This window comes from Agrobacterium sp. LMR679 (assembly GCF_027157905.1).
GTDB classification, from domain to species: domain Bacteria; phylum Pseudomonadota; class Alphaproteobacteria; order Rhizobiales; family Rhizobiaceae; genus Agrobacterium; species Agrobacterium leguminum.
Genome location: NZ_JAPVOJ010000002.1, coordinates 1,835,217 through 1,861,562 on the forward strand (window position 1 = coordinate 1,835,217; position 26,346 = coordinate 1,861,562).

Below are 26,346 nucleotides of genomic sequence, written 5' to 3' on the forward strand. Positions count from 1 at the left end.
ATGTCGGACGAACACATTCTCGTCGAGCGCGTCGGCCATGCGCCGGAAGTCTTGACCATCCGCTTCAACCGGCCGGACAAGAAAAACGCCATCACCGATGCCATGTATCTGCGCATGGCAGACGCCCTGCATGCCGCCAATGCGGCCCCGGAAATTCGCGTCGTCGCCTTTCTCGGCACGGAAGGCTGCTTCTCCGCCGGTAACGACATGGCCGATTTCCTCGCCTTCGCCATGTCGGGCGGCAAGGGCAAGCTTGCCGCGCTTGAGCTTCTGAAAGCGCTCGTCGCCTTCGAAAAGCCGATGGTATCCGGCGTCGACGGGCTCGCCATCGGCATCGGCACGACGCTGAACCTGCATTGCGACCTGACGGTCGCCTCCAGCCGCAGCCTGTTCAAGACCCCATTCGTGGATTTGGCGCTGGTGCCGGAAGCGGCCTCCAGCCTGCTCGTGCCGAAACTCATGGGACATCAGCGCGCCTTTGCGCTGCTTGCTATGGGCGAAGGTTTTTCCGCCGAGCAGGCATTGCAGGCCGGAATGATCTGGAAAGTTGTCGCCCCTGAACATGTGGAGAGCGAAACGCTGGCGCTCGCCACCCGGCTTGCGGCCAAACCGCAGCAGGCGCTGAAGATCGCCCGCGATCTGGTTCGCGGCAATCCGGCCGACCTTCTCGCCCGCATCGAAGAGGAAGGCCGTCATTTCATCGCGCAACTGCAAAGCGCCGAGGCGCGCGCCGCCTTCGAGGCATTCATGCGTCGTTAAGCGTTCCGGCAGGAATTCCTTGCGGTTAAGCAACCGGGCAATATGGGTTGGGTTACATAATGCAACGTCATCGCCCGAAAGCCACCCGCATGCGTCACGTCGTTTTCGCCCTGTCCGTCTTCCTCTGCGCCGCCACTGTCACTGAAGCGGCGGCGATAACGCGCCCTCCGGCGGCTTCGGCCGGCAATATCATTCTGGCGCAATCCGTCATTACCGAAGACGATGGCTCGGATTATTATTCCGGCCGCAACCGCGACCGCCAGCGCCGCGCCCGTTTCGTCTGCGTCATCACCCCGCCGGAGAGCGCCAATCGCCGCCGGCCCTATGTCTGCCCCATCGAGCGGGGCCGCGTGGGCGGCGCCTGCCGCTGCTCGGGCGTGGTCGGTAACGGCACGGTCGATACGGCCTGGTGATTATTTCTCCAGCGTCGCCACCGCTTCCACATGCGGCGACCACAGGAACTGGTCGACCGGCGTGACACGGGTGATGCGATAGCCGCCTTCCGTGAGAATGGTAAGATCGCGCGCGAGCGTCAGCGGATTGCAGCTCACCGCAACGATCTTCTTCACCGTGCTGCGGGCCAGTTCCTTGCACTGGAATTCCGCACCGGCGCGTGGCGGATCGAACACGACAGCATCGTAATTCTTCAGTTCGCTTGTCATCAGCGGCCGGCGGAAGAGGTCGCGTTTCTCGACGCTCACCGGCTTCAGGCCCTGCGTGTTGCGGGCGGCGAAGTCCAGGGCCTTTAGCGGCTTGTCTTCCGCTTCCACCGCATGCACCTTGCCGATGCGCGCGAGCCTCAGCGCGAAAGTGCCGGAACCGCAGAAGAGATCGGCAATGCGCTTGGATTTACCGATATGGGCAAGCACCAGCTCGGCCATGGCGTCTTCCGCCTGCTTCGTCGCCTGCGTGAAACTGCCGGCCGGCGGGGAAACCGCAACGCCGCCGAATTCGATGATCGGCTTTTGCGGTTCGATCAGAATTTCACCCGAGAGCGAAACACGGGCAATGCCGCGCATGGCAAGCACCGTTTCGGTGAGTGTGCGCCGCTGCTTGTCGCTGACCGACTTGATGCCCTCGACCGAAATATCGAGACCCGAGAGCGTTTCGAGAACGGTGATGCGGAACGGTTCGGCATTCGCCACCATGGAAAGCCCGATGGCGCGGATGGCATCCAGCCGCGAAACGATGCCGGGCGAGGTGACGGGACATTCCTCGATGGCGACGATGTGATGGCTGTTCGCCTGGCTGAAACCGAGCAGCAGGCCCTTTTCCGTCTTGCGGGCGGCAAACACCGCGCGGCGGCGCTCGCCGGGGCGACAGATGACGAGATCGTCGACCGGCGGCGTCAGGCCTTTCGATTTCAGCGCCGAAACCACTAGCTCCCGCTTGTAGGCATGGTAAGGCTGGTCGGACAGATGTTGCAGCGAACAGCCGCCGCAGGTGCCGTTCTTGCCATCGGGACCGAAATGGCGGCAGGCCGGTTCACGGCGCTCCGGCGAGGCTTCGGCAATGGACATGACCGTGCCGTGATCCTTGAGCTTGGCGATGGCGACCGTTTCGCCGGGCAGCGCGAAGGGCACATAGACCGGGCCATCGGGACAGTGCGCGATGCCGTCGCCCTGCGCGCCGAGGCTCTTGATGGTGACGGTCTGTGTGCTCATGGCTTTTCGCCTCCGAGAAGAAATTCGATATTGCCGTCGCCGCCGGAAATTGGCGAGGGAATGAGGCCGAGGCTTTTCCAGCCCATGTCCTCGGTCAGCCAGCGTTCCAGCTCGGCGGCCACGGCAGGTGCCGTTTCCGGTTCTTTCAACAGCCCGGCCTTGCTGATGGCGTCGCGCCCCGCCTCGAATTGCGGCTTCACCAGCAGAACCGCCAGCGCGCCCGCTTCCGCAAGCTCGAGTGCCGGCGCAAGCGCGAGCTTCAGCGAAATGAAGGACACGTCGGAGACGATGAAGCCGATGGGCCGGTCATCGATATCGTCCGCCGTCAGGAAACGCGCATTCAGCCCTTCCAGATTGGTCACGCGCGGATCGTTCTCTATCCTTGCATGCATCTGCCCGTGGCCGACATCGATGGCGGTGACGTGTTTTGCGCCACGCTCCAGCAGCACCTCGGTGAAACCGCCGGTCGATGCGCCGACATCGAGACAGTCATGGCCCGACGGGTCGAGCCGGAAATGATCCAGCGCGGCCACGAGCTTCAGCGCTGCGCGCGAAACATAGGCCTGCGCGGGATCGCTGATGGCGATTTCGGCGTCGCCGGCGACGGTCTGGCTCGGTTTGGTGACGATTTTACCGTTGACGCTCACGGTGCCGCGCGCAACCGCGTCGCGCGCACGCGAGCGACTGGCGAAGTGGCCGAGCGACACGAGAAGCTGGTCAAGCCGTTCATTTTCAGATGTTTTGGACATGGTCCCGTGTCAATGACCGCCAAACCCCGCCGATGCAAGCGATTTATCGCTGAAACGGGCCGGCGATGCCCGCTGTCGCCCATTGATGTTGCACCGCAAAGTCAGAATGTTCGATTAATCCAATATAAAGGCTTGTATTGCACTTTGTGCACAAGGCCCGTGCGGCCACCGGAACCTGCCATGACGGCATCTCCTCCCATCCACAAAATTGCGGCCGTTGCAACGCAGACGCTTGCTTCGAGGCATCGGGTCGCCGAGAGAGTTTGCGATGTCGCTTAAAAACCTCCCCATCAATCTGAAGCTCATAGCCACCTTCTGTGCCTTGATGAGCGTGTGCCTGCTCGCTTCCGCGGTCGTATTCTGGCAGACGCTGGGGAGCGAGCGTGTCACGATCGAAAACAACCGCACGAAGGATATCATCCAGGCCGTGGATGGCGCGACGGCCGCCATGCTGGAACAGGCCGTCAACCAGCGCGGCTTCCTGCTGTTTCGCAGCGACAGCACCTATAATGACGTCTTCGCTCAGCGCGACCTGATGCTGAAGAAGCTGGACGAAGCCCGCGCGCTGGCCGTCGGCCGGCCGGACATTCTGACATCCATCGATGACATGCAGAAATCCGCCACCGTGTTCTTCAAGGAACTGGCGGAACCGCAGATCGCCGCACGCAAGACGACCGAAGCGCCGATTTCCGAAATCATCGAGATCGGCCGCAATCAGGCCAAGGGCCAGCTCGACGGCTTCCGCGCCTCCGCCGCCAAGATCAAGGAACAGTTGAACAGCCTGTCCGCCGCTTACGCGGCAGAACAGCAGGCAGCCGCACTGAACCTCAAATATGCGCTTCTGGGTGGCGGTGCCGTTGCCGGTCTTCTGGCCGTTGCCCTCATCTGGGCGCTGTCGCGCTCCATCGTCACGCCCATCGTCGGCATGACGGCGGCGATGAGCCGGCTCGCCGATGGCGATCTGACAACGGAAGTTCCGGCCACGGATCGTGGCGACGAAGTCGGCAAGATGGCGAAGGCCGTTCTGGTCTTCAAGGAAGCCGGGCTGGAAAAATCCCGCCTTGCCGGCGAGACCGATCGCATGCGCTCCGCGACGGAGGCTGAACGCCGCCGCAACGAGGAAGAAAAGGCCAAGGACGAAGCCGCCAGCTCTTTCGCCAGCGCCGAGCTTGGCAAGGGCCTTGCCGCTCTTGCGGATGGCGATCTCTCCTATCGCATCGAGACGCCTTTTGCGCCCGCCATTGATCCGGTTCGTGTGAATTTCAACAGCGCCGTCGAAAAACTCCAGCAGGCGCTGCGCACCGTCGGTGAGAACGCAGCCGCGATCAATGCCGGTGCTTCGGAAATGCTCTCCGCCGCCGACGACCTGTCGCGCCGCACCGAACAACAGGCGGCCTCCATCGAAGAAACCGCCGCAGCTCTGGAAGAAGTCACAACCACGGTGCGCGATAGCGCCCGCGGCGCGGAAGATGCCGGCAATCTGGTCCAGCGCGCCCGCGCCGGCGCGGAAAAGTCCGGCGTCGTGGTCCGCAAGGCGGTTGCCGCCATGCGCGAAATCGAGAAGTCCTCGGGCGAAATCGGCAACATCATCGGTGTCATCGACGATATCGCCTTCCAGACCAACCTGCTGGCGCTGAACGCCGGCGTTGAAGCCGCACGCGCCGGTGATGCCGGCAAGGGCTTTGCAGTGGTTGCTCAGGAAGTCCGTGAGCTTGCCCAGCGTTCCGCCAATGCCGCCAAGGAAATCAAGACGCTGATCGGCGCTTCCAGCCAGCAGGTGGAAAACGGCGTCAATCTGGTAGACGAGACCGGCAAGGCTCTGGAACTCATCGTGGCGGAAGTCGAGGAGATCAATGCCCATGTCAGCGCCATCGTCGTCGCTTCCCGCGAACAGGCGACCGGCCTGCAGGAAATCAACACGGCGGTAAACACCATGGATCAGGGCACGCAGCAGAATGCCGCCATGGTGGAACAGCAGACCGCCGCCAGCCATTCGCTGGCCCGCGAAGCGGAAGCGCTGAACAGCCTGCTCGGCCAGTTCAGAATGGATGGCGCACGCGCTGCCGTTGCGAGTGCCGGCGGCTATTCCGCGCCGCGCCAGTCTTCCGCCAGACCCGCCTTCCAGCCCGCGCCGGCCGCACCGGCCCGCAAGGCGCCGGTAAAATCGGCCTCCGCAACCGCAAGGCCTGTCGCCTCGCCGGCCCGTGCGCTTGGCCAGAGCCTCGCCCGCGCCTTCGGCGGTGCTGCGGAAGCACCGGCTGCCAAGGATCAGGACTGGACGGAGTTCTGAGCCGGGCTTTCAGATCGAACCTATGGATTGGGGGCCGAAAGGCCCCCTTTGCATCGGTCTTTTCAGATTGGGAACGCCGCTTAGAGTTTTTTCGCTTTTCTTCGAATCGCGAAAACACTCCAACTCTTTGTTTTGGCGCATTTCCTTACGGAAAACCGGGGTCCACTTTTCCTGGAAATGCTCTATGTGCCCTGTAGCCGGAACATCCGCGCAAAGAACAGCTCATCCGACAGACGGTGAAGCAGGGCGGCAATGCCGGCGGTCGCGGCAATGGCGAAAACAAGTCGCCCGGCCAGAACGCCATAGACATCCGCGCCAAGCGACATCACCACGAGCGTGTCTTCGATCACGCTATGGGCAAAACCCATGAACACGCAGGACAGAAACACCTGACGCGGCGAGATCGTCCCCGATTGCGCCTCGCGGATCAGGAAGCCGGCGCCGTAGGAAATGCCGAGAAACAAGCCGATGGCGGTGAGATGTTCAGCCTCGCCGCGAATGCCCGCAAGACGCAGCAGGGGCGAGAGCGCTTTCATCATCAGCGCCAGAAGGCCGGTCAGCCTGAGGATTTCAAGGCAAAGGGAAAGTGCCAGGAGGATGATGAGCATCCAGACCATGGTTTCCCCGAGGCCGAGGAAATAGGCGGTCCATTCAGGCGTGGCGCTCATCGCAATCCAGGCGGGGTTTACCGGCGCGGACAGCCATCCCATCGCCTCCAGAACGTGATGCAGCATGAAGGCATACAGCAATCCGCCGCCGACGCGCAACGCCGTGGTGACGATCATGCCCGGTCCCGCCTTTTCAATGATCTTCTGTTCGATGGGCAGGCCATGGGCGAACAGGATGAGTGCCGAAAAAACGGTGATATCCGCAACGGTCAGAGAGGATGCGGGCACAAGCGTGAAGATGAGCGGCACCGCACCCCATATGCCGACCAGCATCGCGGTCAGCCAGGCAAGACCAAGCTCCGGCGGCAGGCCGATGAGGTTCATGACCGGCGCAAAGGCAGGCGCCACCGCCTCGATCGCGCCCATCCTCGACAACAGCTCTGTCAGAATGGCGATGGGAACCGTGATCCGCACAAGCACCCAGTAGATTGCAAGCGTTTCCCGCGTTTTTTGCCAGACGGGCAGGAAAAGTGACATGTGAGACTCCATGAAGGTTGTTCCCATTCACTAATCCCGGCTCCTTCGCATTTGCGGTCAAAGATTGCAGTTTCATGCAATTTTATTGCAAATATGGCGGCGCGCGATATGCTGCCGGCATGGATCGGATCGACCGGAAACTTCTGAACCTTTTGCAGAACGATGCGTCGCGCACCAATGTGGATATGGCCGATGAAGTCGGGCTGTCTCCATCCAGTTGCCTGCGCCGCCTGCAGCGGCTGCACAGGTCTGGCGTGATCGACCGCATCGTGGCGATCCTCAACCCCGCAAAGGCGGGGCGGGTGATCAAGGCTCTGGTGACGGTGGAGCTGAAATTGCACGGCGAGCAGCATATGCGCCGCTTTCTGGATATTGCGAGTGCCGAAGAGGCCGTATCGCAGGCCTATGCCGTGACAGGCGCAAGCGATGTCGTGCTGATGCTGCGCCTGCGGGATATGGAAGAATTCGACGCCCTGTGCGACCGGCTCTTCCGCGACCAGCACAATGTCGCGCGCTTTGTCACCATGGTCGTCATCAAGACGGCGAAAGAGGAAACGGCCATCAGGCTTTAACCGGAGCCCTTCAACGCGGGACATTCCCTCGTCTAGGAACCCGTTTCGCCACGACGTTTTTTGGAGAGGTGTGTTTTGAATAGTGAAATCGAACTGCCGGTACAAAAGCAGCTTGAGGCGTACAATGCCCGTGACATCGATGCCTTCATGCTCTGGTGGGCGGATGATTGTCAGTATTACGCTTTCCCGGCGACGCTTCTGGCAGGAAGCGCGGCAGAGATTCGGGAGCGTCATATCCAGCGCTTCAAGGAACCGGATCTTTACGGGAAACTGCTGAAGCGCATTGTCGTTGGCAATGTCGTCATCGACCATGAAACGGTCACCCGAAACTTTCCGGAAGGAAAGGGAGAGGTCGACGTTGCCTGCATCTATGAAGTTGAGAGCGGCAGGATCGCCAAGGCCTGGTTCAAAATTGGTGAGCCGCGGATATTGTCGCGAAAATCCTAGCGCGTGCAAAGGGTGCTTGCGTGGGATTCCTTATGATCCATGTCGCTATGCGGCGTGATCGGCCCGCATGGGATGCCAGACGGAGATATCCCGTGGGGCTTCCAGAAGCTCGGGCAGGGCATCATGCCATGCCTGACGATAGGGGCGATGAATCTGGACATCGATGACGTCCTGATGGTCGCTCCAGGTCTCATGCAGCAGGAAGCGGTTCTCGTCTTCAACGTCCCGATGCAGGGTGGCATTCACGAAGGTCTTTTCGTGCCGCATGGCGTCGAGAAGCGCATTCAGCAATTCAAGAAAGCGCTCGCGCTGGCCGGGCCGGACCTGGAAGCCGATGAGATAGGTGGTGTGCACGGGTCTTACTCCTTTGCGCCTGGCATCAGGGCGGCGCGGGTTGCCGCATCGGCGGGGTAGAAACATTCCAGCACCAGTTCGGACAGCGTGACATCGGTTGCGGTTCCGAAAACCGTGGTGGTGGAGATGAAGCTCAGAACGGCGCCCGAGGCCGGATCGCGCAGTTGCAGCGGTATGGCCAGTGGATCGGCCCCGGCGGCATGGGGTGAGGCCTTCGGCGCGGGATAGGCCGAAAGTTCCGCATGCAAGCGGCAAAGCACCTCGTCTCCCGTTTCCTCGACCTGACGGCGCAGGCGTTCCAGCAGGTGATGCCGCCATTCGGCGAGGTTGGCGATGCGCGAACTCAAGCCCTGCGGGTGCAGGCTGAGCCGCAGGGCGTTGAGCGGCGGGTAAAGCAGCTCTTCGGAAACACCGGCCAGAAGCGATGTGATCGCCTCATTGGCGAGAACGACGTTCCAGTGCCGGTCGACGGCAAGGGCGGGAAAGGGCATGTGGCCCTGCACCACCGTTTCGACGGCCTGCCGGGCCGCCGCCATGTCGGGCGCATCCAGCGAGCGTTCGGAATGAACAGGCGCATAACCCGCCGCCAGCATCAGCCGGTTGGCGGCGCGGGCGGGCATGGAAAGCTGCTCCGCCAGTTTCGCGAGCATCTCGCGGCTGGGGGATGAACGCCCGCTTTCCACAAAGCTCAGATGCCGCGCCGATATGTCCGCCTCTATCGCCAGATCGAGCTGGCTCAACCTGCGGCGGGCACGCCATTCCTTCAGCACCTGGCCGACATGTTCTCGATGATGTGTCATGCCCCGCAGCCTAGCAGAACATATCGGCAATGCGATTACCTCCGAGGTAATTGTTCCGCTTCCGGACCGCCGGCATGTTTGGGCCGTCAACCAGAAGGAACGCAATCATGACGCAACATCTCACAATCGCCCAGACCTATCTCGCAGCCTGGAATGAAGAGGACAATGAACGCCGCAGGCATCTCGTCGGTCAGGCATGGGCAGAAAATACGCGCTACGTCGATCCGCTGATGCAGGGCGAAGGCCAGCAGGGGATTGCCGCGATGATCGAGGCGGCGCGGCAGAAATTTCCGGGATATCGCTTCGTTCTTGCCGGCACCCCTGATGGTCACGGCAACTTCACCCGTTTCTCATGGCGTCTCATTTCGCCTGATGGGGACGATGTCGCTGGCGGAACCGATGTCGTCAGCCTGAATGCCGAGGGGCGGATCGAAAATGTCGTCGGTTTTCTTGATGGCGCGGCATCCTGAGAAAGAGGCGGGATGGTCCCGCCTCCTGTCCCGGCAATCTCGTCAGCCGGCGAAACCGACGCCGGCCTGACGCTGGCCGAGCGCATTGAACACGGTGGAAACGATGCCGGCCCGGTCAAGGCCGGCATTGGCATACATGGTTTCGGGTTTGGCCTGCTCCACCCACTGGTCGGGCAGGGTCAGGGTCCGGACCTTGGGGCCATGGTCAAGCAGGCCGGCGCTGGCCATGAAATGCAGCACATGCGCGCCGAAACCGCCGACAGAACCTTCTTCGATGGTCACCAGAACCTCGTGATGGCTGGCCAGCTGGCGGATAAGGTCGAGATCGAGCGGCTTGGCGAAGCGCGCATCGGCAACCGTGGTGGAAAGGCCGGCCGCTTCAAGGTCTTCCGCCGCCGCCAGGCATTCAGCCAGCCGCGTGCCGAAGGAGAGCAGCGCAACCTTGGTGCCTTCCTTGATGATGCGACCCTTGCCTATCTGGAGAATCTCACCACGCGCGGGCATTTCGACACCCACGCCTTCACCGCGCGGGTAACGGAAGGAAATCGGGCCTTCATCATAGGCCGCTGCCGTGCGCACCATATGTTTCAGCTCCGCCTCATCCGAGGCCGCCATCACCACCATGCCGGGCAGGGTGGCGAGGAAAGTCGTGTCGAACGAACCGGCATGGGTCGGCCCGTCAGCACCGACAAAACCGGCGCGGTCGATGGGAAAACGCACGGGCAGGCTCTGGATGGCCACATCATGCACCAGCTGGTCGTAACCGCGTTGCAGGAAGGTGGAATAAAGCGCGCAGAACGGCTTGTAACCGTCAGCCGCAAGCCCCGCCGCAAAGGTGACGGCATGCTGCTCGGCAATGCCGACATCGAAGGTGCGGGACGGGAAAAGCTCGGCCATCTTGTCGAGGCCCGTGCCATTCGGCATGGCGGCCGTCACACCGATGATCTTTTCGTCGAGCGTCGCTTCCTGGATCAGGGCTTCGGCAAAGACGCTGGTATAGCTCGGCGCATTCGGCTTGGCTTTCGCCTGCGCGCCGGTGATGACGTCGAACTTGTTGACGCCGTGATATTTGTCGGCTGCGGCTTCCGCCGGCGCATAACCCTTGCCCTTCTGCGTTACCACATGGATGAGGACGGGGCCTTTCTGGTTGTCGCGCACATTGCGCAGCACCGGCAGGAGGTGCTCGAAGGAATGACCGTCGATCGGGCCGATGTGATAAAAGCCAAGCTCTTCGAACAGCGTGCCGCCGGTCACATAACCGCGCGCATGGGTCACGGCGCGGGTAATGGCGCGGTCGATGGTTTTGCCGAGATAGGCGGTCAGTTTCTTGCCGAAATCGCGGAAGCCCATATAGGTGCGACCGGAAGCCAGCCGCGCCAGATAGGCGCTCATCGCGCCCGTCGGCGGCGCAATCGACATATCGTTGTCGTTGAGGATGACGATCAGCCGCGCATCGAGCGCGCCGGCATTGTTCAATGCCTCAAACGCCATGCCCGCCGACATCGAGCCGTCGCCGATGATGGCTACGACCTTGCGGTCGCTGCCATCAAGACCCGCCGCCACCGCCATGCCGAGACCGGCGGAAATGGAGGTGGAGGAATGGCCGGCGCCGAAATCATCATATTCGCTTTCGGCCCGCCGGGTGAAACCGGAAAGCCCGTCTTCCTGCCGTAGCGTGCGGATGCGATCACGCCGGCCGGTCAGGATCTTGTGCGGATAACATTGATGGCCGACATCGAAGATCAGCCGGTCTTCGGGCGTGTTGAACACCTTGTGGATGGCAATCGTCAGTTCCACCACGCCAAGGCCGGCACCCAGATGGCCACCGGTCTTCGACACGGCGTCAATCATCTCGTCGCGCAGTTCCCGTGCCAGTTCCGGCAGGTCGCGATCATCGATCTCCTTGAGATCGGAGGGAAAATTCACCCGGTCGAGCAATGGTGTCTGTGGCATTCCGGTCAATCGTTCGGCCTTTTCTTGTCGTCAGCAGGGCGTGCCAGAGCGTCTTTCATGTCGAAAGCCGACGGTGCAGCCCTGCATGTCGTACACTTCTATAGAATTTCAACCTTCCGGCAAAGGGACAAACTCTTCTTCGTCGCCGGGAACGATGTCGAAGCGTCCGGTTCTCCACTCCTGTTTGGCCTGTTCTATGCGTTCTTTTGATGACGAAACGAAGTTCCACCAGATGTAACGGCGCTCATTCAGCGCCGCCCCGCCGAAGATCATGATGTGACAGCCATTGCTGCCGGCCTGCAGCGTGATGTCGTCACCCGGCCGGAAGACGAGCAGCTGGTCGGCGGCGAAGATATCACCGGCAACATCCAGCGAACCGGACAGAATATAGATCGCCCGCTCTTCATGATCGGCGGAGAAGGGGAATTTTACCCCCGGCTCCAGCGAAAGATCGACATAAAGCGTATCGGTAAAGGCCGAAACCGGGGAGGTGAGGCCTTCGAATTCGCCGATCACCACCCGGCCGGTCGCGCCCTTGAGATCGATCAGCGGCATGTCTTCCTTGGCCGTGTGGGCAAAGGCGGGGGCGACTTCTTCCATATGGTCTGGCAGGGCAAGCCAGGTCTGCAGGCCAGACATGGAAAGCGGATGGCCACGCAGGTTTTCCGGCGTGCGTTCCGAATGCACGATGCCGCGCCCGGCCGTCATCAGGTTGATGTCGCCGGGGCGGATGACAAGCTCGGTGCCGAGACTGTCCCGGTGCTTGATTTCGCCGTCGAACAGATAGGTAACAGTCGAAAGCCCGATATGCGGATGCGGCTTGACGTCGAGCGCCTCACCGGCCTTCAGGATAGCCGGGCCCATACGATCGAAAAAGATGAACGGCCCCACAAGCCGCCGCTGCCGGGTCGGCAGGGCGCGGCGCACTGCAAAGCCGCCAATATCGCTGGTGCGGGGAATGATCAGGTTCTCGATGGCATCGCAGGCAAAAGCATCACCCGCGACGGGATCGTTGCCGGGAAAGAAGGACATCGCAAGCTCCTCGTATCGTCTGGCGGGAGTTTAGCATAACGGATGGCGAGCGGGAGTGTCGGGATGTCGAACGCTGTGTTTGTGCATTGCCACCGGATGCGAGGGGGCGATTGATCGTTGCCTCCCAACCTCCCTCATTCCTGTGCTCGTCACAGGAATCCAGCCGACGCGTGTCCACGCGGCGAGAGGAGTCTTTTCAGCCCAAGGACTTGGGCTGGCTAGATTCCTGTGACGAGCACAGGAATGAGGGAGAGAGAAATCACTCCCCGTCCAGCGGCTCCACACCCTGCGGCTTGCCCGCACGATCGAGGCGGATTTTCTCGATTCGCTTTTCGGCAGCGTTCAACAGCGTCTCGCAGTGTTTCTTCAGGGCTTCGCCGCGCTCATAGATGGCGATTGATTCGTCCAGCGCCACGTCTCCGCGTTCCAGGCGTGCGACAATGCTTTCCAGCTCGGCGACGGCCTTTTCGAAGGAATAACCGCTGACATCGGCTGTGTTGGCATTTTCCGTCATGTTCAACCCTTCATCATTCTCAAAATATGCATGGCTGCCGATTCCGCCAGCCCTTCCAGATCATAACCACCTTCAAGCAGGCTGACGACCCGGTTCGATGCGTATTTGTCGGCCATTTCCAGAAGCCGGCCCGTGGCCCAGTCGAAATCCTCTCCCACCAGATTGATCTGCGCCAGCGGATCGCGGTGATGCGCGTCGAAACCGGCGGAGATGAGGATGAGATCAGGCGAAAAATCGGCAATCGCCGGCAGCACGCGGGATTTGAAGGCCTCACGAAAATGGTCGCTGCCGGTGTTGGGCGAAAGCGGCGCGTTGACGATGTTGTTCTTCGCGCCGGTTTCGTTTTTATCGCCGCTCCACGGGTAAAGCGGCATCTGGTGGGTGGAACAGAACAGCACGGAAGTGTCGTTCCAGAAGATGTCCTGCGTGCCGTTGCCGTGATGCACGTCCCAGTCGATGATGGCGACGCGCTCTGCCCCATGTTTTTTCTGGGCATGGCGGGCGGCAATCGCCACATTGTTGAAAAGACAGAAACCCATGGCCTTGGCGGTTTCCGCATGGTGGCCGGGCGGGCGGGCGGCGACGAAGACATTGTCGGCAGCGCCGGTAAACACGTCATCCACCGCAGCCATTGCCGCACCGATGCCGGTCAGCGCCGCCTGCAGGCTTTTCGGCGAGGCATAGGTATCCGCCTCGATGCGGTTGATCTCGCCATCCTCTTGCGGGATCTGCCGCATGACGGCAAGCAGATGCTCTTCCGGATGCGCCAGCAGCACCGCATCCTCATTGGCCTGCGGCGCTTCTTTCCGCTCCAGCCGCTCGAAATTCGGATGTTCAAGCGCGATGTTCAGCGACCGCAGGCGGTCCGGTCGCTCCGGGTGGCCTTCGGGCGTGATATGCTCGAGGAAGATCGGGTGTTCGTATAAACGCGTCGCCATGCTTTTCCTCCCGAAGAAAGTCTGTTCAGGCGCGCTGCGGCAGAAGCGGATAACCGGCCATCACGGCACGGCCGGCCAGTGCGGCAAGCACGGCCTTCAGCGCATCGCCGGGAATGAAGGCGAGGGAACCCATGAAGGCCTTTTTCGAAACCAAGCCCGACAACCAGCGCCAGATAGGTGATGCCGAAAGCATAAAGCACCACTACGCCACCGATGAGGCTGGCGACGAAGAAACCGATGCCCTGCGCCAGAGCGGACTGGCTGCGATTGACGAGTTTTTCCGAGAGCGTGCCGGTGACGAAGACAGCTGCGATCCAGCCGATCAGGAAGCCCGTTGTCGGCGTGGTGAAAATCGAAAGACCACCGCGTCCGCCCGAGAGGACCGGCAGGCCGATGGCGGCAATCAGAATCGTCAGCAGAACCGCGAGCGTGCCGCGCTTCGCGCCCAGCACGACGCCGGCCAGCATGACGCCGAGCGACTGCGCGGTGATCGGCACGGGAACGAAACCGAGCGTGATCGGCGGCAGAAGCCCAAGTGCGATGATGATGGCGGAAAACAGCGAAATCAGCACAAGGTCGCGGGTCGTCATGGCGCTCAAAACTCCGGATGGTTATCTGGCGCCAAGCTTTGGCCTCTGAAACCGCGCGCGTCAATGGCGTCGGCAATGGCATCGGCATCCTTCAACGTCATAATGACGAGTGGCACGATGATGGTCGCCATCCGCACGGGCAGGCCGCGAGCCCGGTGTGCGTCACGCACCGCATGATACCGGTTGACGATCTCGGGCACGAAACGCACGACGAGCCCGACCGCAAGCCCGATATCGGCAGCCTTGACCAGCCCCAGCCTTTCGAGAGAGGCGGCGGCAAGCGTGATCTCATCCATGAACTGCGAGATGCTGACGGTGATGGTGACGGCGGTGGCAAGCAGCGCCAGCGCCGTCAGCCGCAAAAGATTGACTGTCGCATCATGGGCCGGGAGCAAAAGATAGCTGAAAGCCGCGACGAGGAAAATGGTCAGCATCACCGGCCGCAGCCGCAGGCCGATCTCCCGCAAGGATAGCCGCGTCTCGCGCAGGATGATGGCCGCCAAAGTCAAGGCGCATCCCAGCAACAAAAGATCGCGGGTAAGGAACAATGCGATGCTGAAGCCCATCAGCGTCAGGAGCTTGAGGCGCGGCGAGACGCGGTAGAGCCAGCCCGTGCCTTCAACGTGCAGCGATTTCATCGCGCCACCGCCGCGAGATATTGCGCCACGGCCTCTTCAGGCGCGGCGTCCGCAATCAACGCGCCGCCGTGGAAAACCAGCACACGGTCGAAGCCCTCAAGCAGCGGCAGATCATGGGTGATGACGATGAGCGATTGCGACAGCGTCGCCATGGTCTTTTCCACGACAGCCCGGTTTTTGAGATCAAGCTGGTTGGTCGGCTCGTCGAGAATAAGGATGTGCGGTTCGGTAACCAGAAGCGCAGCCAGCGCCGCAAGCTGCAGCTCTCCGCCGGAAAGCTCATGCGCGCGCCGTTCTTCAAGATGGGAAATGCCAAGCCGGGCAAGCACGGCTTTCACCCGGGCTTCGGTTTCCGCCTTGCCGAGACCGAGCCGTTTCAGCCCGAAGGCGACATCGTCGCGCACGATCGGCAGGATGATCTGGTTCTGCGGATTCTGGAAGATGAAACCGACCGTCTGCAAGACAGCCTTGGCATCCGTCACGGTGTCGAGACCATTCACCGCAACCTTGCCCTCGCTCGGCTTGTTCAGTCCGTTGATCAGCCGCGCAAAGGTGGTCTTGCCGGAACCATTAAGGCCGATCACGCCGATACGCCGTTCCGTCAATGTCAGAGACAGCGGCTGAAGGGCCTGCCGGCCCTCGAAAGCGACACCGGCGGCGTCGAAACGGATTTCCAAGCTTACATCCTCGCGCTCGTTTTCCGGTTCTATACCCCGTCATCAACAGAAGTGAAACAAGGAACAAAAAAGAACATTGCAATCCTGAAAAAGCCGTCATACCTTCTGCTTCATGGTGATCAAGGTTTCAAACGAAGCGGCAAGACGAATTTTTCTGGCGCGGCAGGGGCTTTCCTCGCCGCCCGGCAAGGCGCTTTCCAAGAGCGACCTGCTGCAGCTGATAACCGATATCGGTTTTGTGCAGGTGGACAGCATCGGCACGGTGGAGCGCGCCCACCATCAGATCATCTTCTCCCGCAACCAGACCTACAGGCGTGATCATCTGACCACGCTGCTGGAAAAGGACCGCGCGCTGTTCGAGCACTGGACACATGACGCTTCCATCGTGCCGACGGAATTTTATCCCTATTGGAAACACCGCTTCCGCCGCCGCGAGCCGATCATTCAGGAGCGCTGGCGCAAATGGCACGGCGAGGGTTTCGACGCCGCTTTCGGTGAAACGCTGGAGCGCATTGCGGCAACCGGGCCGGTTCTGGCGCGGGAGTTGAAAGAGGAGGGGCACCAGTCCGGCGGCTGGTGGAACTGGCATCCGTCCAAGACCGCGCTCGAATATCTCTGGCACACCGGCAAGCTGGCGATTGCCGGCCGGGTGAATTTCCAGAAGGTCTATGACCTCGCCGAACGGGTCATTCCCGGCGAGCATCACGAAACCGAGGTGGAACATGCGGAATTCGTCGACTGGGCCTGCCGGCAGGCGCTGAAACGGCTGGGTTTCGCCACCCATGGTGAAATCGCCGCCTTTTTCGATCTCGTCACCTCGCAGGAGGCGAGGGACTGGGTCAAAAGCCATCGCGATGAACTCTGCGAGGTTTCGCTTCTTGCAAGTGACGGGGACACTGCTCGCCCGTCCTATGCCTTTGCCGATTTCACCGCCGACCTGACCGACGTGCCGGAACCGTCATCCCGCGTCCGCGTCCTCAGCCCCTTCGATCCGCTGTTGCGTGACCGCAATCGCACGGAGCGGCTGTTCGGCTTCTATTACCGCATCGAGGTCTTTGTGCCGGAGCCGAAAAGGCAATATGGCTATTATGTCTTCCCGCTTCTGGAGGGCGACCGCGTGATCGGTCGTATCGACATGAAGGCGGATCGCAAGCGCAGCACGCTGGATGTTCGGCGCCTGTGGCTGGAACCGGGCGTGCGTGCCTCGGCGGGTAGGCTGGAGAAGCTTGACGCCGAACTGGCGCGGCTCGCGAAATTTACGGGTGTTGAGAGCGTGAATTATCTGGAGGGCTGGCGGGAGGAAAGCTGAGGTCGGTCGCTCAAGGATATTTTTGAGACGGCTTCGCCCCATGCGAATATCGCCCTTGATGAAGCACGGCGTCGCCACCTGTTTCTTCTCCCCGCGGGGGAGAAGGTGGCCCGAAGGGTCGGATGAGGGGGCAAGCTCTCCGAAATCCGGCAAGGGCGCCCCCTCACCCCGCTGCCGCGGACTTCTCCCCCTCGGGGAGAAGAAACAAGGGGCACCCACTCGCTTCACGATTGCCCTGGAAAACCAAGGCAAACCCCAAAATCAGCAGATATCCGTCGCCGAAATCTGGATGCCGAAGCCTTCAAGCCCGACATAATGCCGTTCGCGGGTGGTCAGCAGCTTGATGGAGCTGATGCCGAGATCCTTGAGGATCTGCGCGCCGAGGCCGATTTCCAGCCATTCGTTTTCGCGCGAACGGGCCTGGGCATGCGCTTCGTCCGGGTCACGCGCCTTGCGTCGTCCGGCAACCTGGCCAACGCCAACGGAGCCTTCGCGCAGATAGACGATGACACCGCGTCCTTCCTCGGCGATCTTCTGCATATAATGCCGCACCGGCTGGCGGTCACCGAACACGTCGTCGGCGACGTTTTCGGGGTGCAGGCGAACGGGAATGTCAATGCCATCGCGGATATCGCCGAAAATCACCGCCATGTGCTGCATCGGATCCCAGGGCAGGGAATAGGTCTGCGCCTTGGCCGGCCCGAAGGGCGTTTCGATGGTGAAGGAGGATTCCATCTCCACCAGTGTTTCCTTGCGCTGGCGATAGGCGATGAGATCGGCGACCGAAACGTGCTTCATGCCGTGTTTTTCGGCGAAATCCAGCACCTGCGGTCCGCGCATCACCGTGCCGTCGTCGTTCACCAGCTCGCTGATGACGCCGATGGGCGGCAGGCCGGCGAGACGGCAGAGATCGACCGCTGCTTCGGTATGGCCGGAGCGCATCAGCACGCCGCCCTCGCGGGAAATCAGCGGGAAGATGTGACCCGGCCGGGTGAAATCGGAAGCGCCGACATTGGGATTGGCAAGATTGCGCACCGTCAGGGTGCGGTCATCGGCGGAGATGCCCGTCGTTGTGCCGTGCTTGAAATCGACGCTGACGGTGAAGGCCGTCGTATGCGCGCTGTCATTTTCCGCCACCATGGCGTTGAGGTTCAGCCGCTTGGCCTCCTCGCGCGGCATTGGCGCGCAGACGATGCCGGAAGTATGGCGCACGATCAGCGCCATTTTTTCCGGCGTGCAATGAACCGCCGAAATGATCAGATCACCTTCATTTTCGCGGTCGTCATCGTCGGTCACAACGACGATTTCACCGGCTTCGAAAGCGCGGATGGCGTCGACAACGCGTTTCTGGTCATAGGCCATGGCGATATCCCTCACTTCAGAGCAACGGTTCGTTGCTCTTTTTGTTTCTTTAGCGGATTGTCCGAAAACCGCTTCACACTTTTCGGTCCGCTAAAGCCGGCCGGTCTGGCCGCGGTCCCTCAGATAATGGTCGGCAACGGTGCAGGCCACCATCGCCTCGCCAATCGGCACGGCGCGAATGCCGACGCAGGGGTCGTGGCGGCCCTTGGTGCGCACATCGACATTGTTGCCGTCGGTATCGATCGACAGGCGCTCCGTCAGAATGGAGGAGGTGGGCTTGATGGCGAAGCGGGCAACCACCGGCTCACCGGTCGCAATACCGCCCAGAATGCCGCCGGCATGGTTGGACAGGAAAATCGGCTTGCCGTCATTGCCCATGCGCATCTGGTCGGCATTTTCCTCGCCGGAAAGCTCGGCCGAGGCGAAACCTTCGCCGATTTCCACGCCCTTGACGGCGTTGATCGACATCAGGCTGGAGGCGATATCCTGATCGAGCTTGGCATAAATGGGCGCGCCGATGCCCGCCGGAACGCCTTCCGCCACCACTTCCACGACCGCGCCAATCGAGGAGCCTGCCTTGCGAATGCTGTCCAGATACTCTTCCCAGACCGGCACCATCGCCGCATCCGGGCAGAAGAACGGGTTCTGGTCGACCTGATCCCAATCCCAGTTATCGCGGTTGATCTTGTGTTTGCCGATCTGCACCAGGGCGCCGCGCACATTGAGGCTTGGCACCACCTTGCGGGCGATAGCGCCAGCAGCGACACGCGCTGCGGTCTCGCGCGCGGAAGAACGCCCGCCGCCGCGATAGTCGCGAATGCCGTATTTCAGGTCATAGGTGAAATCCGCATGGCCCGGGCGGAACCGTTTGGCGATCTCGCCATAATCCTTCGAACGCTGGTCGGTGTTTTCGATCAGCATGGAAATCGGCGTGCCTGTCGTTATCATCGTCTCGCCGTCCTCATCCAGCATCACGCCGGAGAGAACCTTGACGATGTCGTCCTCGCGACGCTGGGTGACGAAACGGCTCTGGCCGGGTTTGCGCTTGTCCATCCAGTGCTGCACTTCGGCGAGGGTAAAGCGCAGGCCGGGCGGGCAGCCATCCACCACGCAGCCAAGTGCCGGCCCATGGCTTTCTCCCCAGGTGGTAACGCGAAAAAGATGACCGAAGCTGTTATGCGACATAGTTCTCAAAACCGGAAAACAGGGCGCCTGCGGGTAGCGCCGTTTAAAACAAGCGGATTTGTCTTAGTGTAAATCCCGACAAGGCAAAAGCCTTTCTTTCGCTGCGGCAGGATAAGTGCCGAACACGACATCGACAGGCGTCTTCCCCATCCCGGCAACAGGCGCCGGGATGAGAGTGGGCGGCGATTCGGGCCGGCGAGCGCGGTTTTTCGAGATGACGGAAATGTAAATGCGCCGCCGTTTTCCACGTTTATCCGGAGTTTTCCAATATTGCCGCGAAATGCGGTGTAAAAATCACTAACGGCTTGAACACGATCCCAAATCCGTTCATCAATTGGGCCGAAAATGTCATGGTTGCGGGCAATTTCCGCCACATTCGAAAGGCAATTCTTCATGCATGTAAGGTTTTCACGCAAATCCACGAAAGCTAGATCGATGCGTATGATGATTGCCGCCCTTCTGGCTACCGCCAACCTCCTGATGCCCATCAACGGCTACGCCCAGAGCGTCGACGTGGAAGGCACGATCAGCAAGATCGATGCGAATGGGCTGAGCATTACGCTCAATGACGGCAAGACCTATCGCGTGCCGGAAGAGTTCAATTTCGAAGGTCTGAAAGCGGGCGTGAAGGTCGTGGTTTTCTACACGGAAGTGGATGGGAAACGCGTGGTGGACGATCTTCAGGTCGTTGAGTAAGGCTGTGTCCCCTTTACTCAGCCCTCGTGCCAAAACGTCCGTTGTGAAACGGGCGTCTGCATCCCTTTCTTCCCTCCTCCGGGGAGAAGTCCGCGGCGGCGGGATGAGGGGGCGAGGGTAGAGATATTCGGAGAGGGCACCCCCTCATCCGACCCTTCGCGCCACCTTCTCCCCGGCGGGGAGAAGAAACAAGCCGCGACGTCTCGCCACTCATGGGAAACACCTGACGGACCATCCAGAGACTTGCTCTCTGTCAGCCCCTCACCAAATCCACTCCGCACTGTTCCTGTCGATCTCGACCTTCAAAATCCGGTCCTGCGGGATTTGCGTGCGTGACGCCTCGTCCTTGTCCATGCCGGAGACCAGCCGGAAGATCGAGCGGATGACGCCGCCGTGGCAGACGCATATCGTCGGAACCTCGACAGAGGAAAGCCATGCGCCGATGCGCCAGGAGAGGATTTCATAGCTTTCGGCATCCTGACCGGGGGGAATGAAATCCCACTTGTTGGCCTTGCGGGCCTTCACCCGGTCCGGGAACTCTTTTTTCAGCTCCGGCAGGGTTTGCCCTTCCCAGTCGCCGAAGGAAACTTCGATCAGGCGATCGTCGGTACGATAGGCCTTGGGATCGAGGCCCATGGCGCCGCGCATCAGTTCCATGGTCTCGCGCGTGCGCCCGAGCGGGCTTGCCACATAGTCGAAATCCGTGGCCTGTTCTCCCAGCAGATGCGCAAGCAGTTTGCCGTTACCGACCGCCTGCTGGCGGCCGAAATCGTTGAGCGGAATGTCTTTCTGGCCCTGAAGCCGGCGTATCGCATTCCAGTCCGTTTGTCCGTGCCGGATCACATAGACGAGCAAGGCGATACCCCGTTCTTACAACTTGCAGGCTTAGTCCTTCACCACCGAAATGTCAGGCGCATCCACCGCCTTCATGCCGATGGTGTGGTAACCGGAATCGACATGGTGGATTTCCCCGGTCACGCCGGTCGAAAGGTCGGACAGCAGGTAAAGCGCCGACTTGCCGACTTCCTCGATGGAAACGGTGCGCTTCAGCGGCGCATTGTATTCGTTCCATTTCAGAATGTAGCGGAAGTCGCCGATGCCGGAGGCTGCAAGCGTCTTGATCGGGCCGGCGGAAACGGCGTTGACGCGGATGCCGCGATTGCCGAGGTCGACGGCGAGGTAGCGCACGCTGGCCTCGAGAGCAGCCTTGGCCACGCCCATCACGTTGTAGTTCGGCATGACCTTTTCCGCGCCGTAATAGGTCAGCGTGATGATCGAGCCGCCATCATTCATGACCGGCTCGGCGCGCTTGGCAACGGCGGCCAGCGAGAAGACGGAAATGTCCATGGTGCGGTTGAAATTGTCGCGGCTGGTATCGAGGTAACGGCCGGTCAGCTCATCCTTGTCGGAAAAGGCGATGGCGTGCACGACGAAGTCGATCTTGCCCCAGTGCTTTTCCAGCCCGGCAAAAACCGCATCGATCGTCTCGAGATCGGTCACATCGCAGTGACCGGCCATGAAGGCGCCCAGTTCCTGCGCCAGCGGCTCGACACGCTTCTTCAGCGCGTCGCCCTGCCAGGTCAGCGCAACTTCCGCGCCCGCGTCGGCACAGGCCTTGGCGATGCCCCAAGCGATGGAACGATTATTGGCGACACCCATGATGAGGCCGCGTTTGCCAGCCATGAGGCCGGATGCCTGAGCCATTTTATGCTCCCTAGTACTTTTGATCGGTCCTGCCTATGGCATAGGCTGCAATCCTGTTCAAGATTGCCAAAGATCATCAACTGTTAGGGAGCGTAACAAAGGGTGCGTTGTCCCGGCTATTCGCAAAACTTTCACAAATAAAGGCCTTCGCGCATGTGCCGCATCAGGTCGGTCACCTTTTCATCCGGCTTTTCCAAGAGAACGATGCGCAATTCGATGACGAGATCGCCCTGTCCGCCCTTGCCGTCGGTAAGGCCCTTGCCGGTAAGCCTCAGCACACGGTCCGAGCCGGACCAGGCCGGAATGGTGATGTTTTCCTCACCGAGCGGTGTCGCGACTTTCGTTTCACACCCCAGAACCGCGTCGCTGAGCGAGATCGGCAGCGTCGTGTGAATATCGAAGCCACGAAGGGAAAACGCGTCCTCACGGGCGGTCAGCAACGTCACGGCAAGATCGCCGCGCGCCATGTTGGGAAGCTTCAGCCCCTGTCCCTTCAGTCGCACCACGTGTCCGTCGCTCATGCCGGCTTCGAGCTGGAAACGAACCTCGCGCTCGTCGGCAAGCGATACGGTAATCCACCTGTGTTCCAGCAGATCGGCGACCGTGACGGTGGCTTCCGCAGTGATGTCCGGCGCTTTTTCGGCAGCCGGCTGCTGCGTGCGGAACCGGCGCACCAGAGCGCTGAAAAGATTGGCGGCGAGCGATGCGGGTGCTGTCCTGTCATCGCCGGCACCCGGAATATCGCTTTTGGCAGCGCCCGCGGCAGCCTTTGCCGCTTCCGCCGCCTGCTGCACCTTGGGGTCGTTCTGCGCTTCCGCGCCAAAAATCCGTTCGACGATATCTTCGGCGGTTTCCGCCTTGGCGTCGGTTTTCTGGCCAGTCTGCGCCCGGTTGCGGGCGTCGGCGCGGGCCAGTTCCTCCATCAGCTTTTCGGCGGCCTTGGCGCGCTCGGCAGCCTCGCGCGCGGCTTCCCGCTGCTGCATGATGGTTTCGCCGCGCTGTTTCTTTTCGGCAGCCCTGCGGGCCTGATCGTAGAGATCGCGCTTTTTCGGGTCTTTGAGAAGATCGTATGCCTGCCCGATCTCGGCGAATCGCGCCGAGGCGTCGGGATCGTCGCGATTGGCGTCCGGATGGACGGTTTTCGCCTTCGTGCGCCAGGCGGCCTTGATTTCCTCGTGGCGGGCGTCACGTTTTACGCCGAGGATCGAATATGGATCGCGCATGCGAAACACCAGTTACGTTGGCTCAGGCGCTGCCGCCCTTCATGGCGCAATCCTGAAACTAACCCCTCCGAAAAGGGATGCCCGCGATCATTCGCCTGCACGCCCTCGGTTTAATCAACGTCGACTGTTGCAATAAGTTGCTAATCACTCCTTTACGGAGGAAGCGCGCCGCACCCGGGCCGGCTCTATTCCATATTTAAGGGTAAACAGATTATTTCTGCTCGAAGCGGGTCAGCAGCCATTCGCCGGTTTCCGACAGGCAGGCCTGTCCCGAATAGCTCGCAACGCCCTCGAAGGAGTGGCGCGTGGTCCTGAAATCGCGGCAGACGAAGCCGCTTGATTTGTCTTCGTGAATGGCGGTGACGACGCCGGCGCTGCCGGTTGAGGCATTGGCCCAGGGCAGCGGCTGGTCGGCAAGCTTGGCAAGATCGGCCGACGTTACCGCATTGCGGATCGTCGCATCGTCCGTCTGCGGCGCATTGTTCGGCTGGTTGGGAATGGAGGCCGTGGAAAGCGAGCGGTCGACCTTGTCGCCGCCGAACAGATCGAGGCTGACGCAACCGCTCAGCACCACAAGCATTGACACGACGGCGGAAACTTCCGCTACCGACGAAAGGAGGCTCTTTGTTCGACTGTTCGACTTTGCTATGACGGTCACCATCTTCCACCAGAGATCATCTCTGGGGTCCAAATCAGCTCGGGAGCATTTTAGTCAATATGTCGGAAACGGGGTTAACATCCAGTGACTTCACGGAAGAAAATGAACCGTTCACGCTTTTTGCCGAATGGCTGAGGGATGCAACGGCTTCCGAAATCAACGATCCGAACGCGGTAGCGCTCGCCACCGTGGACGAAAATGGCCTGCCGAATGTGCGCATGGTGCTGCTGAAAGGCGTCGACGACCGCGGCTTTGTTTTCTACACGAATTTCGAAAGCCAGAAGGGCCAGGAGATTCTCGGCCAGAAAAAAGCGGCCATGTGTTTCCACTGGAAAAGCCTGCGGCGTCAGGTGCGCCTGCGCGGCGAGGTGGAGATCGTCAGCGACGAGGAGGCGGATGTCTATTACGCCTCGCGCCCGCGCGGCAGCCGCATCGGCGCCTGGGCCTCCAGGCAGTCTCGTCCGCTGGAAGGCCGTTTCGCGCTGGAGAAGGCCGTGGCGGAATACACCGCCAGATATGCCATCGGCGATATTCCGCGCCCTTCCTATTGGTCCGGCTTCCGCATCCGACCGCTCAGCATCGAATTCTGGCACGACCGCAAGTTCCGCCTGCATGATCGCATCGAATTCCGCCGCGAGACGCCTGACGGTGCATGGTCCAAGGTCCGCATGTATCCGTAAGGGCGGTCAGGGCAGGCCATTTACGGCCTGCCTATTTCAGCAGCGAATCGAACAGCGGCAGGCCGATGACGGCGGATATGGCGATCAGCCCATAGCAGATGCGCCGGAACGCCGCTTCGTCGGCAAGCCCGTGCAGTCGCGCGCCGGCATAAAGTCCGGCCCCGTAAAAGGGCAGGGCGAGCAGGAAAAAGACGAAGACATCGGCGGTGAACAGGCCGCTGACGAAATAGCTGCCGGTGGAGATCACGGTCGAAATCGCGAAATATAAGATGACATTGGCGCGCACGAAGGCGCCTTTGAGCGCGCCGCCGAGCCAGTAGGCGACGACCGGCGGACCGCCCAGTTGCGCAGCACCCGAAAACAGCCCGGCCAGAAACCCGGTGAAGAGGGTCAGCGGCGTCTTCGGCCGGCCGCTGTAACGCCAGCCGGAAAGCAGAAACAACAGTAGCATCACGACGACGGCGGAGATGATCCAGCGCAGCGTCAGCGGATCGCCGTTGGAAAGCAGCATGGTTCCAAGCGGCACGCCGACAAAGGCGCCGGCCGCCATGATGAAGACTTCGCGCCGGTCCGCCATGCGCCATGCGGGCGGTATCATGCCGAGCGTCAGCACGGCGTCCAGCACCAGCAGCACTGCCGAGGCGACACGCGGCCCGACGATGGCGCTTGCGAGCGGGATGAAGATGAGTGCCGCACCGAAACCGGAAAAGCCGCGGGCAAGGCCGGCGAGAAAGGCGGCGCCCGCGAACATGGCGAGCAGCGTCGGACTATGTGCGGTGATGAGGGACGAGAAAAAATCGAGGTGGGACATGGGCGATGGCACCATTGTTCGAATATGTTTTCTCTATCCCGCTTGCATGTACATGTCGCGGAAATTTCAGTTCATGGCGGCGTGACGCCCTGACGGGTCGACGCCGTCAGAGAATCATGATTAGAGTTGTAGCGCATGAACAAAGGATGAACAAATGTTTGCTGATATGATGCCTCGGTTTGAAGAGGCCTCGCAAAAATATGCCGCTGAAAACGGAATATTCCGCGACCCGGACTGGTACATGCTGAAGCTTCAGGAAGAGGTTGGCGAGGTCACACAGGCCTGGAATCGGCTGACAGGACGGGGGCGCATTAAGGGCAGGAGCAAAGAGGAGATGAAGCGGGATCTGGCCGATGAAGCCGCCGATCTGCTCGGCCATGTGCTGTTGCTGGCCCATTATAACGGTCTCGATATTGAAGGAGCGATCGAGCGTAAGTGGCGCTTTACGCCGTCAAAACCCTGAAGACTCCAGCTTTTCCAACATGGCCGCCACCGCATGCAGGTCGCTTGCAACGGCAATGCACTTCTTCCGCATTTCCTCGGTCGGCGGCGCCACGTCCGGCACCATGATCGTCATCATGCCCGCCGATGTCGCCGAGCGCACGCCTGAGTACGAGTCTTCCAGCGCAAGGCAGCGGCCCGGATCGAGCGAAAGCCGTCGGGCTGCGGTGAGATAGGGCATGGGTGCGGGTTTCGGTTCGGTATAGTCGCCGCGTGCGACGATGGTGTCGAAACGTTTGAGAAGATCGTGGGGCCCGAGATGGCGCGTCACCGAATCGTGCCGCGACGAGGTGGCGATGGCGCGGCGGATATCGAGCCGGTCGAGCAGATCGAGAATGTCGATGACGCCCGGCTTCAGCGCCACGCCCTCCGCCATCATCATGCCAAGATGCCGGAGCCAGGCGTCGCGGAAGCTGTCGATGGGAAAATCCGCACCATAGTCGGCAAAGATGGTGCCGGTGATGACGTCCCACGGGCTGCCGCAGACCTTCTGATAGGTCTCGACCTTCATGCCATGGCCGCCTTCATCCGAGGCAGCCAGAAATGAATCGCGATAGAGCCTCTCGCTCTCGATCAGCAATCCGTCCATGTCGAAAACCACGGCCTGCGGAAGAAAAGGCAGCAT

30 protein-coding genes and 1 pseudogene are annotated in these 26,346 nt (G+C 61.1%); 10 read left to right on the forward strand and 21 right to left on the reverse strand.

Features of this window, described 5'->3' with window-relative positions:
- Both O3W47_RS19540 and O3W47_RS19545 read left to right on the forward strand, forming a co-directional pair.
- Positions 1–759, forward strand: a complete 759-nt coding sequence (locus tag O3W47_RS19540; protein WP_269314421.1) for a crotonase/enoyl-CoA hydratase family protein — start codon at positions 1–3, stop codon at positions 757–759.
- A gap of 89 nt (positions 760–848) precedes the next feature.
- Positions 849–1,172: a hypothetical protein gene (locus O3W47_RS19545; protein ID WP_065654334.1), complete on the forward strand. Its 324-nt coding sequence runs from the start codon at positions 849–851 to the stop codon at positions 1,170–1,172.
- On the opposite strand, the gene O3W47_RS19550 is transcribed toward O3W47_RS19545, so the two are convergent.
- Both O3W47_RS19550 and O3W47_RS19555 read right to left on the reverse strand, forming a co-directional pair.
- A complete protein-coding gene (locus tag O3W47_RS19550; protein WP_269314422.1) occupies positions 1,173–2,423 on the reverse strand; it encodes a class I SAM-dependent RNA methyltransferase in 1,251 nt (416 codons plus the stop codon). It abuts the gene before it with no gap.
- Positions 2,420–3,172 (reverse strand): TlyA family RNA methyltransferase, encoded by a 753-nt coding sequence (locus O3W47_RS19555; RefSeq protein WP_080817532.1) that lies wholly within the window; start codon positions 3,170–3,172, stop codon positions 2,420–2,422. The genes O3W47_RS19550 and O3W47_RS19555 overlap by 4 nt, the downstream gene beginning before the upstream one ends.
- Before the next feature lie 268 nt (positions 3,173–3,440).
- Here O3W47_RS19555 and O3W47_RS19560 point away from each other — a divergent pair, with 268 nt between their 5' ends.
- A complete protein-coding gene (locus O3W47_RS19560; RefSeq protein ID WP_269314423.1) occupies positions 3,441–5,462 on the forward strand; it encodes a methyl-accepting chemotaxis protein in 2,022 nt (673 codons plus the stop codon).
- A gap of 182 nt (positions 5,463–5,644) precedes the next feature.
- On the opposite strand, the gene O3W47_RS19565 is transcribed toward O3W47_RS19560, so the two are convergent.
- Positions 5,645–6,607, reverse strand: a complete 963-nt coding sequence (locus O3W47_RS19565; protein WP_269314424.1) for a nucleoside recognition domain-containing protein — start codon at positions 6,605–6,607, stop codon at positions 5,645–5,647.
- Positions 6,608–6,726: 119 nt separating this feature from the next.
- Here O3W47_RS19565 and O3W47_RS19570 point away from each other — a divergent pair, with 119 nt between their 5' ends.
- Positions 6,727–7,179: an Lrp/AsnC family transcriptional regulator gene (locus O3W47_RS19570; protein ID WP_137004298.1), complete on the forward strand. Its 453-nt coding sequence runs from the start codon at positions 6,727–6,729 to the stop codon at positions 7,177–7,179.
- 75 nt (positions 7,180–7,254) lie between these two features.
- A complete protein-coding gene (locus O3W47_RS19575; protein WP_269314425.1) occupies positions 7,255–7,626 on the forward strand; it encodes a nuclear transport factor 2 family protein in 372 nt (123 codons plus the stop codon).
- Between the two features lie 45 nt (positions 7,627–7,671).
- Here O3W47_RS19575 and O3W47_RS19580 read toward each other — a convergent pair whose 3' ends face one another.
- Together O3W47_RS19580 and O3W47_RS19585 are read right to left on the reverse strand one after the other, a co-directional pair.
- Entirely contained in the window at positions 7,672–7,980 is a 309-nt protein-coding gene (locus tag O3W47_RS19580) for a putative quinol monooxygenase (protein WP_269314426.1), read from the reverse strand.
- Between the two features lie 5 nt (positions 7,981–7,985).
- Complete coding sequence (locus tag O3W47_RS19585) at positions 7,986–8,780, reverse strand: helix-turn-helix domain-containing protein (RefSeq protein ID WP_269314427.1); 795 nt, start codon at positions 8,778–8,780, stop codon at positions 7,986–7,988.
- 107 nt (positions 8,781–8,887) lie between these two features.
- On the opposite strand from O3W47_RS19585, the gene O3W47_RS19590 reads away from it, so the two are divergent.
- Positions 8,888–9,250: a nuclear transport factor 2 family protein gene (locus O3W47_RS19590; protein ID WP_065115026.1), complete on the forward strand. Its 363-nt coding sequence runs from the start codon at positions 8,888–8,890 to the stop codon at positions 9,248–9,250.
- Positions 9,251–9,292: 42 nt separating this feature from the next.
- On the opposite strand, the gene dxs is transcribed toward O3W47_RS19590, so the two are convergent.
- From dxs to O3W47_RS19625, 7 genes and pseudogenes are all read right to left on the reverse strand, one after another.
- Complete coding sequence (gene dxs / locus O3W47_RS19595) at positions 9,293–11,212, reverse strand: 1-deoxy-D-xylulose-5-phosphate synthase (RefSeq protein ID WP_262534887.1); 1,920 nt, start codon at positions 11,210–11,212, stop codon at positions 9,293–9,295.
- Between the two features lie 99 nt (positions 11,213–11,311).
- Positions 11,312–12,235 (reverse strand): pirin family protein, encoded by a 924-nt coding sequence (locus O3W47_RS19600; protein ID WP_269314428.1) that lies wholly within the window; start codon positions 12,233–12,235, stop codon positions 11,312–11,314.
- 259 nt (positions 12,236–12,494) lie between these two features.
- On the reverse strand, positions 12,495–12,749 hold the full coding sequence (locus O3W47_RS19605; protein ID WP_003503059.1) for an exodeoxyribonuclease VII small subunit: 255 nt from the start codon (positions 12,747–12,749) through the stop codon (positions 12,495–12,497).
- A 2-nt stretch (positions 12,750–12,751) separates the two neighbouring features.
- Positions 12,752–13,687 (reverse strand): histone deacetylase family protein, encoded by a 936-nt coding sequence (locus tag O3W47_RS19610; RefSeq protein WP_137452279.1) that lies wholly within the window; start codon positions 13,685–13,687, stop codon positions 12,752–12,754.
- Positions 13,688–13,712: 25 nt separating this feature from the next.
- Positions 13,713–14,277 (reverse strand): annotated as a pseudogene (locus O3W47_RS19615) (biotin transporter BioY).
- A gap of 5 nt (positions 14,278–14,282) precedes the next feature.
- Positions 14,283–14,915: an energy-coupling factor transporter transmembrane component T family protein gene (locus O3W47_RS19620; RefSeq protein WP_174022358.1), complete on the reverse strand. Its 633-nt coding sequence runs from the start codon at positions 14,913–14,915 to the stop codon at positions 14,283–14,285.
- The gene (locus O3W47_RS19625; RefSeq protein ID WP_137452276.1) at positions 14,912–15,592 is read right to left on the reverse strand and encodes an energy-coupling factor ABC transporter ATP-binding protein; all 681 of its coding nucleotides are present in this window, start codon (positions 15,590–15,592) and stop codon (positions 14,912–14,914) included. Before O3W47_RS19625 ends, O3W47_RS19620 begins: the two co-directional genes overlap by 4 nt.
- A gap of 112 nt (positions 15,593–15,704) precedes the next feature.
- Here O3W47_RS19625 and O3W47_RS19630 point away from each other — a divergent pair, with 112 nt between their 5' ends.
- Positions 15,705–16,901, forward strand: coding sequence for a winged helix-turn-helix domain-containing protein (locus O3W47_RS19630; RefSeq protein WP_137452275.1), 1,197 nt, complete (start codon positions 15,705–15,707; stop codon positions 16,899–16,901).
- 261 nt (positions 16,902–17,162) lie between these two features.
- Here O3W47_RS19630 and ribB read toward each other — a convergent pair whose 3' ends face one another.
- The 3 genes from ribB to O3W47_RS19645 form a co-directional block, all read right to left on the reverse strand.
- Entirely contained in the window at positions 17,163–18,263 is a 1,101-nt protein-coding gene (ribB, locus tag O3W47_RS19635) for a 3,4-dihydroxy-2-butanone-4-phosphate synthase (RefSeq protein ID WP_137002995.1), read from the reverse strand.
- 90 nt (positions 18,264–18,353) lie between these two features.
- Entirely contained in the window at positions 18,354–19,448 is a 1,095-nt protein-coding gene (aroC, locus tag O3W47_RS19640; RefSeq protein ID WP_137452274.1) for a chorismate synthase, read from the reverse strand.
- Positions 19,449–19,453: 5 nt separating this feature from the next.
- Entirely contained in the window at positions 19,454–19,843 is a 390-nt protein-coding gene (locus tag O3W47_RS19645) for a hypothetical protein (protein ID WP_170985760.1), read from the reverse strand.
- A 40-nt stretch (positions 19,844–19,883) separates the two neighbouring features.
- On the opposite strand from O3W47_RS19645, the gene O3W47_RS19650 reads away from it, so the two are divergent.
- Positions 19,884–20,144, forward strand: a complete 261-nt coding sequence (locus O3W47_RS19650) for a DUF1344 domain-containing protein (RefSeq protein WP_162520615.1) — start codon at positions 19,884–19,886, stop codon at positions 20,142–20,144.
- A gap of 261 nt (positions 20,145–20,405) precedes the next feature.
- Here O3W47_RS19650 and O3W47_RS19655 read toward each other — a convergent pair whose 3' ends face one another.
- From O3W47_RS19655 to O3W47_RS19670, 4 genes are all read right to left on the reverse strand, one after another.
- The gene (locus tag O3W47_RS19655) at positions 20,406–20,999 is read right to left on the reverse strand and encodes a histidine phosphatase family protein (RefSeq protein ID WP_080817496.1); all 594 of its coding nucleotides are present in this window, start codon (positions 20,997–20,999) and stop codon (positions 20,406–20,408) included.
- A 30-nt stretch (positions 21,000–21,029) separates the two neighbouring features.
- Positions 21,030–21,848, reverse strand: a complete 819-nt coding sequence (fabI, locus tag O3W47_RS19660) for an enoyl-ACP reductase FabI (protein ID WP_003521090.1) — start codon at positions 21,846–21,848, stop codon at positions 21,030–21,032.
- Between the two features lie 131 nt (positions 21,849–21,979).
- Positions 21,980–23,071 carry a DnaJ C-terminal domain-containing protein gene (locus tag O3W47_RS19665; protein ID WP_269314429.1) on the reverse strand — a complete coding sequence of 364 codons (1,092 nt, stop codon included), beginning with the start codon at positions 23,069–23,071 and terminating at the stop codon, positions 21,980–21,982.
- A gap of 211 nt (positions 23,072–23,282) precedes the next feature.
- The gene (locus O3W47_RS19670; protein ID WP_127756408.1) at positions 23,283–23,732 is read right to left on the reverse strand and encodes an RT0821/Lpp0805 family surface protein; all 450 of its coding nucleotides are present in this window, start codon (positions 23,730–23,732) and stop codon (positions 23,283–23,285) included.
- A 56-nt stretch (positions 23,733–23,788) separates the two neighbouring features.
- On the opposite strand from O3W47_RS19670, the gene pdxH reads away from it, so the two are divergent.
- A complete protein-coding gene (pdxH, locus tag O3W47_RS19675) occupies positions 23,789–24,409 on the forward strand; it encodes a pyridoxamine 5'-phosphate oxidase (protein ID WP_269314430.1) in 621 nt (206 codons plus the stop codon).
- A 31-nt stretch (positions 24,410–24,440) separates the two neighbouring features.
- Here the strand turns inward: pdxH and O3W47_RS19680 are convergent, their stop codons facing one another.
- Positions 24,441–25,220: a sulfite exporter TauE/SafE family protein gene (locus O3W47_RS19680; RefSeq protein ID WP_269314431.1), complete on the reverse strand. Its 780-nt coding sequence runs from the start codon at positions 25,218–25,220 to the stop codon at positions 24,441–24,443.
- Positions 25,221–25,374: 154 nt separating this feature from the next.
- Here O3W47_RS19680 and O3W47_RS19685 point away from each other — a divergent pair, with 154 nt between their 5' ends.
- The gene (locus tag O3W47_RS19685; RefSeq protein WP_065654313.1) at positions 25,375–25,683 is read left to right on the forward strand and encodes a MazG nucleotide pyrophosphohydrolase domain-containing protein; all 309 of its coding nucleotides are present in this window, start codon (positions 25,375–25,377) and stop codon (positions 25,681–25,683) included.
- Here O3W47_RS19685 and O3W47_RS19690 read toward each other — a convergent pair.
- Entirely contained in the window at positions 25,672–26,346 is a 675-nt protein-coding gene (locus O3W47_RS19690; RefSeq protein ID WP_269314432.1) for an HAD family hydrolase, read from the reverse strand. The two genes, O3W47_RS19685 and O3W47_RS19690, sit on opposite strands and share 12 nt — an antisense overlap.

What these genes read in the sequence shown, in the direction of transcription:
- O3W47_RS19540 (WP_269314421.1), top strand. Translation starts at nt 1, where the DNA reads ATGTCGGACGAACACATTCTCGTCGAGCGCGTCGGCCATGCGCCGGAA.
- O3W47_RS19545 (WP_065654334.1), top strand. Translation starts at nt 849, where the DNA reads ATGCGTCACGTCGTTTTCGCCCTGTCCGTCTTCCTCTGCGCCGCCACT.
- O3W47_RS19550 (WP_269314422.1), bottom strand. Translation starts at nt 2,423, where the DNA reads ATGAGCACACAGACCGTCACCATCAAGAGCCTCGGCGCGCAGGGCGAC.
- O3W47_RS19555 (WP_080817532.1), bottom strand. Translation starts at nt 3,172, where the DNA reads ATGTCCAAAACATCTGAAAATGAACGGCTTGACCAGCTTCTCGTGTCG.
- O3W47_RS19560 (WP_269314423.1), top strand. Translation starts at nt 3,441, where the DNA reads ATGTCGCTTAAAAACCTCCCCATCAATCTGAAGCTCATAGCCACCTTC.
- O3W47_RS19565 (WP_269314424.1), bottom strand. Translation starts at nt 6,607, where the DNA reads ATGTCACTTTTCCTGCCCGTCTGGCAAAAAACGCGGGAAACGCTTGCA.
- O3W47_RS19570 (WP_137004298.1), top strand. Translation starts at nt 6,727, where the DNA reads ATGGATCGGATCGACCGGAAACTTCTGAACCTTTTGCAGAACGATGCG.
- O3W47_RS19585 (WP_269314427.1), bottom strand. Translation starts at nt 8,780, where the DNA reads ATGACACATCATCGAGAACATGTCGGCCAGGTGCTGAAGGAATGGCGT.
- O3W47_RS19590 (WP_065115026.1), top strand. Translation starts at nt 8,888, where the DNA reads ATGACGCAACATCTCACAATCGCCCAGACCTATCTCGCAGCCTGGAAT.
- O3W47_RS19600 (WP_269314428.1), bottom strand. Translation starts at nt 12,235, where the DNA reads ATGTCCTTCTTTCCCGGCAACGATCCCGTCGCGGGTGATGCTTTTGCC.
- O3W47_RS19605 (WP_003503059.1), bottom strand. Translation starts at nt 12,749, where the DNA reads ATGACGGAAAATGCCAACACAGCCGATGTCAGCGGTTATTCCTTCGAA.
- O3W47_RS19610 (WP_137452279.1), bottom strand. Translation starts at nt 13,687, where the DNA reads ATGGCGACGCGTTTATACGAACACCCGATCTTCCTCGAGCATATCACG.
- O3W47_RS19620 (WP_174022358.1), bottom strand. Translation starts at nt 14,915, where the DNA reads ATGAAATCGCTGCACGTTGAAGGCACGGGCTGGCTCTACCGCGTCTCG.
- O3W47_RS19630 (WP_137452275.1), top strand. Translation starts at nt 15,705, where the DNA reads ATGGTGATCAAGGTTTCAAACGAAGCGGCAAGACGAATTTTTCTGGCG.
- ribB (WP_137002995.1), bottom strand. Translation starts at nt 18,263, where the DNA reads ATGGCCTATGACCAGAAACGCGTTGTCGACGCCATCCGCGCTTTCGAA.
- aroC (WP_137452274.1), bottom strand. Translation starts at nt 19,448, where the DNA reads ATGTCGCATAACAGCTTCGGTCATCTTTTTCGCGTTACCACCTGGGGA.
- O3W47_RS19645 (WP_170985760.1), bottom strand. Translation starts at nt 19,843, where the DNA reads ATGAAGAATTGCCTTTCGAATGTGGCGGAAATTGCCCGCAACCATGAC.
- O3W47_RS19650 (WP_162520615.1), top strand. Translation starts at nt 19,884, where the DNA reads ATGCGTATGATGATTGCCGCCCTTCTGGCTACCGCCAACCTCCTGATG.
- fabI (WP_003521090.1), bottom strand. Translation starts at nt 21,848, where the DNA reads ATGGCTCAGGCATCCGGCCTCATGGCTGGCAAACGCGGCCTCATCATG.
- O3W47_RS19665 (WP_269314429.1), bottom strand. Translation starts at nt 23,071, where the DNA reads ATGCGCGATCCATATTCGATCCTCGGCGTAAAACGTGACGCCCGCCAC.
- O3W47_RS19670 (WP_127756408.1), bottom strand. Translation starts at nt 23,732, where the DNA reads ATGGTGACCGTCATAGCAAAGTCGAACAGTCGAACAAAGAGCCTCCTT.
- pdxH (WP_269314430.1), top strand. Translation starts at nt 23,789, where the DNA reads ATGTCGGAAACGGGGTTAACATCCAGTGACTTCACGGAAGAAAATGAA.
- O3W47_RS19680 (WP_269314431.1), bottom strand. Translation starts at nt 25,220, where the DNA reads ATGTCCCACCTCGATTTTTTCTCGTCCCTCATCACCGCACATAGTCCG.
- O3W47_RS19685 (WP_065654313.1), top strand. Translation starts at nt 25,375, where the DNA reads ATGTTTGCTGATATGATGCCTCGGTTTGAAGAGGCCTCGCAAAAATAT.
- O3W47_RS19690 (WP_269314432.1), bottom strand. Translation starts at nt 26,346, where the DNA reads ATGCTGCCTTTTCTTCCGCAGGCCGTGGTTTTCGACATGGACGGATTG.